Raw genomic sequence first — 12214 nt, 5'->3', positions numbered from 1 at the left:
CCGGCAGCGTGTCTTTCCCGGGGGGCTCCCGTATCCTTGCCGCATGCGCAAAGACCCTGCCGAATGGATCCTGCGCGGCCTGTACTCGGCCGTGCTCTACATCCTGCTGCCGATCACCGTGTACCACCTGGTCTGGCGCGGTTTCCGGGTCCGTGAATACTTCCGGCGCTGGGACGAGCGCTATGCCTCGTATCCGCAGCCGACCGGCCAGCCGCGGGTCTGGCTGCATGCGGTCTCGGTGGGCGAAGTCAATGCCGCCGCGCCGCTGGTGAATGCCCTGCGCCAACAGCGTCCGGACATCCGCTGGGTCATCACCACCATCACGCCGACCGGTTCGGAGCGCGTGCGTGCGCTGTGGGGGGACGCGCTGGACCACGTCTATCTGCCGTACGACGTGCCGGGCAGCGTCAACCGCTTCCTCGGCCACTTCCAGCCCAGCCTGGCGCTGATCCTGGAAACCGAGCTGTGGCCGAACATGCTGTTCGGCTGCCGCGACCGCCATATTCCGGTCTATATCCTCAACGCCCGCCTGTCTGCGCGTTCGCTGCGCGGTTACCGGGTGCTGGCGGCGCTGATCCGCCGTGCGCTGCGCACGGTCACCTGCGTGGCCGCGCAGTCGCAGGACGACGCCGCGCGCTTCGTGCAGCTGGGGGCGGCGCGGGAACAGGTGCAGGCCCTGGGCAACCTCAAGTTCGATATCGCCACGCCGGATGTGCAGGGCTTCGTCGAGCAGTTCCACGCCTGCGTGCCCGCCGGGCGCCCGGTGTGGATCGCGGCCAGTACCCATGATGGCGAGGAGCAGGCGGTGATCGACCTGCATCGGCGCCTGCGCCAGCAGCACCCCGACCTGTTGTTGCTGTGGGCGCCGCGGCACCCCGAGCGCTTCCCGAAGGTGGAGGCGCTGGCGCGCGAGCAGGGGTGGAGCGTGGCGACCCGTCGTGCGAAGCAATGGCCCGAGGCCGGCACGGATGTATTCGTCATCGACACCCTGGGCGAGCTGATGCCGTTCTATGCCTGCGCGCAGGTTGCCTTCGTCGGCGGCAGCCTGCAGCCGATCGGTGGCCACAACCTGCTGGAACCGGCGGCAATGGGTACTGCGGCTGTGACCGGCCCCCACCTGCACAACTTCGCCGAGATCTCCCGCCGCATGCGTGAGGCCGGTGCCTTGCTGATCGGCGATGACGTGCAAGCGGTGGGTGACCTGCTGCAGCACCTGCTCCAGGACCCGCAGGCGCGCGAGGACATGGCGCGGGCAGGCTGCACGTTGATCAGCAATGGCCGTGGCGCTTTGCAGCGCACGCTGGCCCTGGTCGCGCCACATCTGCCGCCGCCGCGCGGCTGAGTCCACCGCCCGCACAGGCCTGCGCCCAGTCCGTCGACTGACGTGATCGACTGCATCAATTCTGCTTAGCGGGCGGAGTTCTGTCGCGACAGAACCGGGTGCGCGTCGCTGGGCGTGTCTGCGGTCACATCGCGGCGTGCACGGCAAGGATTCTGATATCGCCCTTCGGCGCAGGCTGCCAGCCTGCTGTCGACCGCGCTTGGACGGATATCAAGGGAGCTTGCGATGGATGGGGGCAGCAGGCCGGAGGGCATCGGTGATGCCCGGCCCGGCATGGAGCATCTTGCAGTGGTGGCGCTGACGCTGCTGCTGGGGGGCAATGTGGTCGCGCTGATCGGCCAGCACACGGCGGCCGAGGCTGGGCCGGCCATCGTGCTGAGCCTGTTGCTGGCCGCACTGGGTACGATGCCACTGCTGTATTGCCTGCACGCCCTCAACCAGCAGCTGCCGGCTGTCGATGGCCTGCAGGGAGTGTTGCGTGCGTGCTGGGGCCGGGCATCCGCCGGTGTGCTCGGCGGCGCGCTGTTGTTGGAACTGGTGGCGACCATGGGTGGCGTGGCGCAATCGCTGGCCCGTCATCTGCTTGCACTGCTGGCCTATTGTGGCGTCGAGGCCGACTACGCGGTGCCGGGTCCGCTGATGGCCAGCCTGGCGGTGCTTCTGATTGGTGTGGTCGGGTTGCTGCCGTGGCGACGAATGGTTCTGGTGGCGTGTGCGCTGTTGACGATGAAGATCGGGACCGGCCTGCTGCTGGTGGCACTGGCAGCCCGTTACATGCACTACGCGCACTGGATTCCCTGGCTGCCGGAGGCGACGGCTCCCTATCGCTTTGGGCTTGGTGGTGTATTGGCGGCGAGCGTGCCGCTGCTGGGTGCGTTCGCCAGCGTGGGCCTGGCGGTTGGATTTCCCGGCTTGGGCGGGCAGGTGAAGGCGCGCCAGTCGCGGCTGCTGGCGGGCATGCTGCTGCTGGCCATGCTGTTGCTGATCGTGGTCGCTGCATTGCAGGCCGGGCTGGTCGAGTTCCCTGCATTGGACAGCACGCGACCGCTGGCGGTAGCCCTGCAACCGCACCCGCAGTTGCAGTGGCTGATGCCGTTGCTGCCGCTGGCCGGCGCGGCCGGATTGGCCGCGCTGCTGCTGGTGCTGCTGCGGGTGGGCCTGTGCTTGGCGATGCAGCTGTGGCCGGCACGGCATGACGAAGCAATCGGCATGCATGTGCAGGCGGTGCCGGTCGCGTTGATTCTGTCAGCGGCGGTGCTGGCTTTCGGCGTGCCCGCGGGCATCCTGCCGGTGCTGCCCGGCCCGGTCGTGCTGGTGGTGATGGCCGCCCTGTGCCTGGCCGTACTGCGCGGGCAGTCACCGTTGGCACGTGGCCTTGCGCTGCTGGCGCCTGTGGCCGCCGGACTGTGCATGCTGGCCGCCATCGGGTGGCTGCGGGCCTGGCCCGGCTGATGGCCGTGCATCGCGCACAAAAAAGCCACCCTCGCGGGTGGCTTTTCGTTGCCGGCTGGCGACGGCTCAGTGCGTCGTCGTTGCCGGATTGCCCGCGTCCTGGGTCAGCAGGCGGTTCACGTCCTGCAGCTCGGCCACGTCCAGTGCACCCAGCGACTGGCTCAGCAGCAGGCGGTTCTGCAGGAAGGTGTAACGGGCCTGGGCGTAGTCCAGCTGCGCCGAGAACAGGATGCGCTGGTTCTGGATCACATCCAGCACGGTACGGGTGCCGACCTCCAGGCCGACCTGCGAAGCGTCGTACGCGCTCTGCGCCGAGACCACCGCCAAGCGGCGGGCTTCCACTTCGCTGATGCCCTGCACCAGGGTCTGGTAGGCATTGCGGGTATTGCGGTCCAGGGCACGCTTCTGCTGCTCGTAGCCGTCCTGGGCGATGTCACGCTGGGCCAGCGCCTGGCGCACGCCCGACTGGGTGGCACCACCGGAGAAGATCGGCACGCTCAGGGTCAGGCCGATGCTGTTGGTGCGTGCGTCCGGCGACAACGAGCCGGCGCCGGTGCTGTCGCCCCAGGTCGCGCTCTTGCCCCAGCTGCCGCCCAGCGACAGGGTCGGGTAATGGCCGCCGCGGGCAGCCTGCACGCCAGCTTCGGCCGCACTGACCTTCAGCTCCTGCGCCTTCAGCGCCGGATTCTGGGTGGTGGCCTGCTGCACCAGCTCATCGATGTTGCCGCGGTTGGCCGGCACTTCCGGGCGGAAGTCCGCCGGCAGGCCACGCAGGTTGGTCACCGGCTGGCCGGTCAGTTCGGTCAGGGCCTGGTAGTTATCGGCCAGGGTGTTCTGCGCAATGATGGTGTTGGCACGCGCCTGGTCGTACTGGGCGCGTGCTTCGTGCACGTCGGTGATCGGCGCCAGGCCCACTTCCAGGCGCTTGTCGGCGAAGTCGAACTGCTTCTTCGCGGCCGCTTCGTTGGTCTGCGCGGCGTTCAGCGATTCGATCGCCACCAGCACGTTGAAGTAGGCCGCCGAGGTGCGCACGATCAGGTTGTCGTTGGCCGATTCGAGGGTGAAGTCCGCCGCCTTGCTCAGCTCACGCTGCGAGCGCAGGTTGTTGATCTGGGTCCAGTTGAACAGCGTCTGGCTGCCGTCGATCGTGTAGGTGCGGCGCTTGTTGGTGAACGAGCCGGAGTTGGCGTCGGCGTTCGGCTCGCTGCGCGTGCGGTTCAGCGCGGCCTGGCCGTTGATCTGCGGCAGCAGGGCGGCACGCGCCTGCACGGCGCCTTCCTTGTCGTACAGCCGGGTCGATTCGGCGGCCGACAGCTGCGGATCGCCGTTGCGGGCCATTTCGTAGACCTGCAGCAGGTCGGCGGCATGGGCGGACAACGGCAGCAGGGCAGTGGCCAGCGCAACAGCGAGGGATCGGCGGATCATTGCGGCTTCCTTGGACTCAGAGGTGGAACTGGGGGGCCGGGGCGGCACCACGCAGGTAATCGATATCGGTCTCGAACAGGGACTCGGAGCTGCCGTCGGCCTTGACCAGCAGGGCCTCCATCGCCGGCGAGCGGCCGTGGATCACGAACAGGCGGCCACCCGGACGCAGCCACGAGGCGAACTGTGACGGCACCACGTCGACCGCACCAGTGACACAGATCACGTCAAAGCGGCGTTCGGTCTGCCAGGACAGGGCATCGGCCACTTCCACGCGGACGTTGCTGCCCAGGCCGGAAGCGTCCAGGCGGGCACGCGCGGCGGCGGCCAGCTCCGGGTCGATTTCCAGGCTCAGCACATCGCGCGCCAGCGCGCCGATGCAGGCGGCCAGGAAGCCGCTGCCGGTGCCGATTTCCAGCACTTCGTCACCCGGCTGCAGGTCCAGCGCCTGCAGGGTACGGCCCTCGATGACCGGCTTCATCATCTTCTGGCCGTGGCCGATCGGCAGTTCGACATCGGCGTAGGCCAGTGCCCGGTGTGCATCGGCGACAAAAGCCTCGCGCGGCAGGCGGGCCAGGACGTCGAGCACCTTGATGTCCAGCACGTCCCAGGGACGGATCTGCTGTTCCACCATCAGTTCGCGGGCGTGGGCGTAATCAATCGTCATGAGGTTCAAATCCAGCGCAGTGGGCCGGCCATTTTACCGGTGCCGGAGGCCGGCGGCGCGCCCAGAGCATCAGCTGCCGGGGGCCGGGGTCGCAGTGCCGGAAGTCATCGCGACCTCCGGTTCGTTCAGTTTTGGTTATTCAGCTGTTCCGGCCCCTCGCGGCGCGTAGGCGCGTAGGCGCGCAGGAAGAAGTCGATGCTGGCGGTCACGTGGGCAAGAGGGTCGCATTCCACCGGTGACAGTGGCATGCCGCACATCATATGCATGTGCACTTCGCCCTTGACCAGGGTCAGGAACTGCTCGCCAGCCAGCGAATAGTCGGTGATTTCCAGCTCGCCGCGCTCGGCGCGTGCCCGCAGGAAGTCAGCCAGGGCCTCGCAGGTACGTTCCGGTCCTGCCTTCCAGAACAGCTCGCGCAGGCGTTCGTCGGTCTCCGGCGCCATCATCATGCGCTGGATCGAGATCGCCGCGTCGGAGGTGATCAGTTCGAAGAAGGCCAGACCGATGCCGATCAGCTGGTCGCGCAGCGGGCCGTCCGTGTCGGCCACGAACAGGGCATCGGGCAGCATTTCAATGCACTTTGACTGCACGGCCTCGGAGAACAGGGTCTCCTTGTCGCCGAAGTGGCTGTACACGGTCAGCTTCGAGACGCCGGCCTGGGCGGCGATGGTGTCCATGCTCACGCCGGTATACCCCTGTTCGATGAACAGTACCTTGGCTGCTTCAAGGATCGCCGCGCGCTTGCCCAGATCCTTGGGGCGCCCGGGTCCGGCGGCCTTGGCAGCAGGCTTGGCCGACGGCTTGCGGGAAGTGGAAGAACTCATCGCGACAATACTAGACCAAGCGGTTCGATATTTATACTATACCGGCCGGTTTATTAAATTGGGCCGGCAGTCGCGGCTCCCCCTTGTTGCAACCCTGCGTTTTCAGGACGTTGACCGATGAAGATCGTGCGCTGGATGGGCGGTATGGTGTGGGTGGCTGCGCTGGCAGCCTGTTCGGGGCAGGAACAGGCGCCGCAGGCGGCCGTGCCGGTACTGGTGGTTCACCCCGGCGAACAGGCCGGACAGGCGCCGGCGGCGTTCCCGGGCACGGTGCGTGCCCGCCAGGAAAGCCCGCTGTCGTTCCGCGTCGGCGGCAACCTGGTCAAGCGCCATGTCGATGCCGGGCAGCGGGTAAAGAAGGGCGACGTGCTGGCCGAGCTGGATGCAGCCGACTTCGCATTGCAGGCCCGCGCTTCGCAGGCGCAGCTGGCTGCGGCCGAGGCCGACCTGGTGCGTGCCCGCGACGACCTCAAGCGCTACCAGGTGCTGGCCGACCAGCAGCTGGTCAGCCGTTCGCAGCTGGACCAGCAGTCCGCCGCCTTCAAAGCGGCGCAGGGTCAGGCCAACGCCGCCCGCGCCAACCTCGATGTGCTGCGCAACCAGGCCGACTACGCGCAGCTGCGCGCACCGGCTGACGGCGTGATCGCCAGCCGCGAGGCCGAGGCTGGGCAGGTGGTGTCCGCCGGACAGACCATCTTCAACCTGGCCGCCGACGGTGGCCGCGAAGTGCTGATCGACCTGCCCGAAGCCACCATCCGCGACTACGCGGTCGGCCAGCCGGTCGAGGTGGAACTGTGGAACCGCCCGGGGCAGCGCCTGCCGGGCACGATCCGCGAGATTGCCGCCGCCGCCGATCCGCAGGCACGCACCTATGCCACCCGCGTCAGCCTGGCCGCCGATGCGCTGGCCGATGTCGAACTGGGCCAGAGCGCGCGCGTCTACAGCAGCGCCGGTCGCCACGGTACCCTGCAGCTGCCGCTGGGCGCGCTGCAGCGCGGTGTCAACGGTGCCGCCAGCGTGTGGGTGGTCGATCCGGCCAACAGCACGCTGAAGGCCGCCTCGGTCACCACCGGTGCGTTTGGCAGCGAGACCGTGCCGGTGCTGTCCGGCGTGAACGCGGGTGACTGGGTGGTTGCCGCCGGTGGCCACCTGCTGCGAGCGGGCCAGCCGGTGATCGCCGTGGACCGGCAGAACCGCCCGGTGCTGAAGCCGGCCGCGCCGGCCGCTGCCGCCAAGGCCAGGGAGTAAGCCGGTGCGCCGCTTCAATCTTTCCGAGTGGGCGCTGGCCAATCGCCCGCTGGTGCTGTTCGCGATGCTGGCCTTCGCGCTGATCGGCGCGTGGTCGTACAAGCACCTGGGCCAGTCCGAGGATCCACCATTCACCTTCAAGGCGATGGTGGTGCGCACGCTGTGGCCGGGCGCCACCGCCGAGCAGGTCTCGCGCCAGGTGACCGAGCCGATCGAGAAGGCGCTGATGAACACCGGCGAGTACGAGTTCATCCGCTCCTATTCGCGCCCCGGCGAATCGCAGGTCATCTTCATGGCCCGCGACAGCCTGCGTTCCAGGCAGATCCCGGACCTGTGGTACCAGGTGCGCAAGCGCGTGGGCGACATCCGTGCGACGCTGCCGCGCGAGATCGTCGGCCCGTTCTTCAACGATGAGTTCGGCGACACCTACGGCAACATCTATGCGTTGACCGGCAAGGGCTTCGACTACGCGGTGATGCGCGACTACGCCGACCGCATCCAGCTGGAACTGCAGCGCGTGCCCGATGTCGGCAAGATCGACCTGGTCGGCCTGCAGGACGAGAAGGTCTGGATCGAGCTGTCCAACACCCGCCTGGCCACGCTGGGTGTGTCGATGCAGCAGGTACAGCAGGCGCTTGCCGACCAGAATGCGGTCACCGGCACCAGCTTCTTCGAGACCGCCACCGATCGCGTGCAGCTGCGCGTGACCGGCCAGTTCAACGACATCGAAGCAATCCGCCAGTTCCCGATCCGTGCTGGCGACCGCACCGTGCACCTGGGTGACATCGCCGAGGTCAAGCGCGGCTTCGCCGATCCGGCGTCGCCGAAGATGCGCTTCATGGGCGAAGAGGCGATCGGCCTGGCGGTGGCGATGAAGGATGGCGGTGACATCCTCAAGCTCGGTGCCAACCTTGATGCCGAGTTCCAACGGCTGCAGAAGACCCTGCCGGCCGGCATGCAGCTGCGCAAGGTGTCCGACCAGCCGCAATCGGTGGAAGAGTCGGTCGGCGAGTTCGTGCAGGTGCTGACCGAGGCGGTGGTGATCGTGCTGCTGGTCAGCTTCTTCTCGCTGGGCCTGCGCACCGGCCTGGTGGTGGGCGTCACCATTCCGCTGGTGCTGGCGATGACCTTCTTCGTCATGCACTACTTCGACATCGGCCTGCACAAGATCTCGCTGGGCGCGCTGGTGCTGGCGCTGGGCCTGCTGGTGGACGATGCGATCATCGCGGTGGAGATGATGGCCACCAAGATGGAGCAGGGCTACGACCGCCTGCGCGCGGCCAGTTTCGCTTGGGAATCGACTGCGTTCCCGATGCTGACCGGTACGTTGATCACCGCAGCCGGCTTCCTGCCGATCGCCACGGCGGCATCGAGCACCGGTGAATATACGCGTTCGCTGTTCCAGGTGGTGACCATCGCGCTGGTGGTGTCGTGGATCGCGGCCGTACTGTTCATTCCCTACCTGGGTGACAAGATGCTGCCGGACCTGTTCAATCCGCAGCCGCCCAAGCCGGGCAGCCTGTCCGCGCGCTGGCACGCCAAGCGCCAGCAGTGGGCCGACCGCTACCCGGCGCTGGCCAACCTGATTGCGCCGCCGCAGCACGGGCACGACCATGATCCGTACCAGCGCCCGTTCTATCGCAGCTTCCGCCGCTTCCTCGATACCTGCCTGCGCCATCGCTGGTGGGTGATCGCCGCGACCATCGCCCTGTTCGTGTTCTCGCTGATGATGTTCCGCTTCGTGCCCCAGCAGTTCTTCCCGGACTCGACCCGGCCGGAGCTGATGGTGGACATCGAGCTGGCCGAGGGCGCCTCGCTGCGCTCGACCCAGGCCCAGGCCGAGAAGCTGGAAAAGCTGCTGTCCCGCCGCGAGGGCATTGCCAACTACGTGTCCTATGTGGGCACCGGTTCGCCGCGCTTCTATCTGCCGCTGGACCAGCAGCTGCCGGCGACCAACTTCGCCCAGTTCGTGGTGTTGGCCAAGGACATCAAGGCGCGCGAGAGCACCCGCGACTGGCTGCTGCACGAGGTGATCCCGAAGTTCCCGGACGTGCAGATGCGCGTGACCCGCCTGGAGAACGGACCGCCGGTCGGCTATCCGGTGCAGATGCGCATCTCCGGCGAGCACATCGAGAAGGTGCAGGCGATCGCGCGCCAGGTCGAGGCCAAGGTGCGGGAGAACCCGCACGTGATGAACGTCAACCTGGACTGGAGTGAGCCGAGCAAGGTGGTGCGCCTGGTGGTCGACCAGGAGCGCGCCCGTGCGCTGGGCGTTAGCAGCGCCCAGGTCAGCCAGTTCCTGTCCAGTTCGTTGGCCGGGCAGTCGGTGAGCGTGTATCGCGAAGGCAATCGCCAGATCGAGATGCTGCTGCGCGGGCCGGCCGATGAGCGCAACCAGCTGGAGCTGCTGTCCAGCCTGTCGATGCCCACCGCCAACGGTGGCAGCATCACGCTGTCGCAGGTGGCGACGATGGAGTACGGCTTCGAGGACGGCATCATCTGGCACCGCAACCGGTTGCCGACGGTGACCGTGCGCGCCGACATCAGTGATGGCATGCAGGCGCTGGACGTGGTGCATCAGATCCTGCCCACACTGGATGGCATCCGTGCCGAGCTGCCCAGTGGTTACCTGCTGGAAACCGGCGGTACCGTGGAGGATTCGGCACGTGGCCAGAACTCGATCAAGGCCGGCATGCCGCTGTTCCTGGTGGTGGTGGCCACGCTGCTGATGCTGCAGCTGCGCAGCTTCTCGCGTGCAGCGATGGTGCTGGTGACCGCGCCGCTGGGCATCATCGGCGCGACCCTGTTCCTGCTGCTGTTCCGGGCGCCGTTCGGCTTCGTCGCGCTGCTGGGCACGATCGCACTGGCCGGCATGATCATGCGCAACTCGGTGATCCTGATCGACCAGATCCAGCAGGACATCGATGCCGGGCATGACCGCTGGCATTCGATCATCGATGCCACGGTGCGCCGTTTCCGCCCGATCGTGCTGACCGCGCTGGCGGCGGTGCTGGCGATGATTCCGCTGTCGCGCAGCGCGTTCTACGGCTCGATGGCGATCTCGATCATGGGCGGCCTGATCGTCGGTACGGTGCTGACGCTGGTGTTCCTGCCGGCGCTGTATGCGGCGTGGTTCCGGGTGAAGCCCGATGAATCCGGGGCGTAACGCCCCGGGTTCCACGGCCACCGCCTCTGGTAGGTGCCAACCTTGGTTGGCACTGCGGCTTGCATCCACGCATGGCCCGGATTGATCTGCTCGCGGGATCTGCTTTCTGTAGAGCCGAGCCATGCTCGGCTGCTCTTCGCGCGATGACGGGATGAGTCGAGCATGGCTCGACGCTACAGAAGCATCCACGCATGGCGTGGATCTACCGCGATTTGCCATCGCTCGGTAGGTGCCAACCTTGGTTGGCACGGATGCATGCATCCACGCATGGCGTGGAGCTACTGCAGCTGCAGGCCGGCCCTCAAGACCGGCAGCAGCCATTCGATGAACACCTGAACACGCTGCGCGCGGTGTTGCCGATGCGGTTGCAACAGCGTCACCGGCAAGGGCTGCGCCACGTGCTGTGGCATCACCTCCACCAACGCGCCGGATTGCAGTTCGGCCTGCACGTCGTAGCGCGGAATCTGCAGCAACCCCAACCCCGCCACACAGCACGCAATCGATGCCTCGGCGCTGTTCACCCGCACCCAGCCGGGCATCGGCAGCGTGCGCAGTTGGCCGCCGTCCTGCCACTCCCACGGTTCCACCCGTGCCGTGGTCGGCGACGCGTAGTTCACCGCGCGGTGCTGCGGCAGGTCGGCAGGATGCTGCGGCATGCCGTGTTCGCGCAGGTAAGCGGGCGCGGCGACGTTGACGAAGTCGAGCTGGCCCAGCGTGCGCGCCACCAGGCTGGAATCGCCCAGTTGACCGACCCGCAGCACCGCATCGCAACCGTCCTCGATCAGGTTTACCGCGCGGTCGGTCATGCCCAGGTCCACTTCCACCTGCGGATACTGCGCGAAGAATTCGGGCAGCGCCGGTGCGATGATGCGGCGGCCGATGCGGCTGGGCACGTCGATCTTCAGCAGACCGACCGGTTGCGCATCGTCTTGACGGAACAGCGATTCGGCGTCCTCGACCTCGGCGATCAGGCGCAGGCAGCGGGCATGGAACACGTCGCCATCATGGGTGGTGGACACCCGGCGGGTCGAGCGCTGCAGCAGGCGGGTGCCAAGCCTCTGTTCGAGCTCGGCCACCGCCGCCGAAACGGTCGAGCGGGGCAGGCCGAGCTGGTCGGCGGCGCGGGTGAAGCTGGCGCACTCCACGACCCGGGTGAAGATGCGGAAGCGATCGATCCGGTCCATTGTTCGCTGGCTCTGGAAAGTTAAGTCAATGTGGCGGGCTTTATCCGCTTTTTCTGCACGATATCGTCGTCAGGGCAGGGTTGCCACCCCGGGTAGCCCCCTCCCGAGACCGAAGCCATGACCGAGCATTCCCTCAAGGGCAAGACCGTGCTGATCGCCGGTGGCGCCAAGAACCTGGGCGGCCTGATCGCCCGCGACTTCGCCGCACAGGGCGCCAAAGCCATCGTCATCCACTACAACAGTGCCGCTACCCAGGCCGATGCAGAAGCGACTGTAGCCGCAGTGCAGGCCGCCGGCAGCAAGGCGGTGGCCCTGCAGGGCGACCTGACCTCGGCGGCAGCGATGGAGCGCTTGTTCGCCGATGCCGTGGCCGCAGTCGGCCGTCCCGACATCGCCATCAATACGGTCGGCAAGGTATTGAAGAAACCGCTGCTGGACATCAGCGAAGCGGAGTACGACGAGATGAGCGCGGTCAACGCCAAGGCGGCGTTCTTCTTCCTCAAGGAAGCCGGCCGCCACGTCAACGACGGTGGTCGCATCTGCACCCTGGTCACCTCATTGCTGGGTGCCTACACGCCGTTCTATTCCAGCTATGCCGGTACCAAGGCGCCAGTCGAGCACTTCACCCGCGCGGCGTCGAAGGAGTTCGGTGAGCGCGGCATCTCGGTGACTGCGATCGGGCCCGGCCCGATGGACACGCCGTTCTTCTACCCGGCCGAGAGTGCCGATGCGCAGGCGTACCACAAGACCGCGGCCGCGCTCTCGGCGTTCACCCGCACCGGGCTGACCGACATCGCCGATATCGTGCCGTGGATCCGCTTCCTGGTAACCGATGGCTGGTGGATGACGGGGCAGACCATCCTGGTCAATGGTGGGTACACCACCAAATAATGCAGCCACGCCTGGCGT

At 67.2% G+C, this 12214-nt stretch carries 9 protein-coding genes; 5 read left to right on the top strand and 4 right to left on the bottom strand.

Annotated features, from left to right (window positions below; translation table 11 throughout):
* Positions 1-43 precede the first annotated feature (43 nt).
* Positions 44-1342 (top strand): lipid IV(A) 3-deoxy-D-manno-octulosonic acid transferase, encoded by a 1299-nt coding sequence (gene waaA / locus AC5P8J_RS09835; protein WP_058983546.1) that lies wholly within the window; start codon positions 44-46, stop codon positions 1340-1342.
* A gap of 225 nt (positions 1343-1567) precedes the next feature.
* A complete protein-coding gene (locus tag AC5P8J_RS09830) occupies positions 1568-2794 on the top strand; it encodes an APC family permease (RefSeq protein ID WP_021204345.1) in 1227 nt (408 codons plus the stop codon).
* Positions 2795-2860: 66 nt separating this feature from the next.
* On the opposite strand, the gene AC5P8J_RS09825 is transcribed toward AC5P8J_RS09830, so the two are convergent.
* From AC5P8J_RS09825 to AC5P8J_RS09815, 3 genes are all read right to left on the bottom strand, one after another.
* Entirely contained in the window at positions 2861-4219 is a 1359-nt protein-coding gene (locus AC5P8J_RS09825; protein WP_005419128.1) for a TolC family outer membrane protein, read from the bottom strand.
* Positions 4220-4235: 16 nt separating this feature from the next.
* The gene (locus tag AC5P8J_RS09820) at positions 4236-4883 is read right to left on the bottom strand and encodes a protein-L-isoaspartate O-methyltransferase family protein (RefSeq protein ID WP_019662052.1); all 648 of its coding nucleotides are present in this window, start codon (positions 4881-4883) and stop codon (positions 4236-4238) included.
* A 125-nt stretch (positions 4884-5008) separates the two neighbouring features.
* Positions 5009-5707, bottom strand: coding sequence for a TetR/AcrR family transcriptional regulator (locus AC5P8J_RS09815; RefSeq protein WP_478436033.1), 699 nt, complete (start codon positions 5705-5707; stop codon positions 5009-5011).
* A gap of 117 nt (positions 5708-5824) precedes the next feature.
* Here AC5P8J_RS09815 and AC5P8J_RS09810 point away from each other — a divergent pair, with 117 nt between their 5' ends.
* Together AC5P8J_RS09810 and AC5P8J_RS09805 are read left to right on the top strand one after the other, a co-directional pair.
* Positions 5825-6955, top strand: a complete 1131-nt coding sequence (locus AC5P8J_RS09810; protein WP_021204344.1) for an efflux RND transporter periplasmic adaptor subunit — start codon at positions 5825-5827, stop codon at positions 6953-6955.
* A 4-nt stretch (positions 6956-6959) separates the two neighbouring features.
* On the top strand, positions 6960-10121 hold the full coding sequence (locus AC5P8J_RS09805; protein WP_111104247.1) for an efflux RND transporter permease subunit: 3162 nt from the start codon (positions 6960-6962) through the stop codon (positions 10119-10121).
* Positions 10122-10399: 278 nt separating this feature from the next.
* On the opposite strand, the gene AC5P8J_RS09800 is transcribed toward AC5P8J_RS09805, so the two are convergent.
* Positions 10400-11305: a LysR family transcriptional regulator gene (locus AC5P8J_RS09800; RefSeq protein ID WP_021202147.1), complete on the bottom strand. Its 906-nt coding sequence runs from the start codon at positions 11303-11305 to the stop codon at positions 10400-10402.
* 117 nt (positions 11306-11422) lie between these two features.
* Here AC5P8J_RS09800 and AC5P8J_RS09795 point away from each other — a divergent pair, with 117 nt between their 5' ends.
* Complete coding sequence (locus tag AC5P8J_RS09795; RefSeq protein ID WP_019662047.1) at positions 11423-12196, top strand: SDR family oxidoreductase; 774 nt, start codon at positions 11423-11425, stop codon at positions 12194-12196.
* Positions 12197-12214 lie beyond the last annotated feature (18 nt).

It is taken from the genome of Stenotrophomonas sp. YJH_SMC_37 (genome assembly GCF_059370035.1).
This window is presented reverse-complemented; position numbering and strand designations above follow the sequence as displayed.

Excerpts from the sequence above, each read along its gene's own strand:
- waaA (WP_058983546.1), top strand. The coding sequence starts at position 44 with ATGCGCAAAGACCCTGCCGAATGGATCCTGCGCGGCCTGTACTCGGCC.
- AC5P8J_RS09830 (WP_021204345.1), top strand. The coding sequence starts at position 1,568 with ATGGATGGGGGCAGCAGGCCGGAGGGCATCGGTGATGCCCGGCCCGGC.
- AC5P8J_RS09825 (WP_005419128.1), bottom strand. The coding sequence starts at position 4,219 with ATGATCCGCCGATCCCTCGCTGTTGCGCTGGCCACTGCCCTGCTGCCG.
- AC5P8J_RS09820 (WP_019662052.1), bottom strand. The coding sequence starts at position 4,883 with ATGACGATTGATTACGCCCACGCCCGCGAACTGATGGTGGAACAGCAG.
- AC5P8J_RS09815 (WP_478436033.1), bottom strand. The coding sequence starts at position 5,707 with ATGAGTTCTTCCACTTCCCGCAAGCCGTCGGCCAAGCCTGCTGCCAAG.
- AC5P8J_RS09810 (WP_021204344.1), top strand. The coding sequence starts at position 5,825 with ATGAAGATCGTGCGCTGGATGGGCGGTATGGTGTGGGTGGCTGCGCTG.
- AC5P8J_RS09800 (WP_021202147.1), bottom strand. The coding sequence starts at position 11,305 with ATGGACCGGATCGATCGCTTCCGCATCTTCACCCGGGTCGTGGAGTGC.
- AC5P8J_RS09795 (WP_019662047.1), top strand. The coding sequence starts at position 11,423 with ATGACCGAGCATTCCCTCAAGGGCAAGACCGTGCTGATCGCCGGTGGC.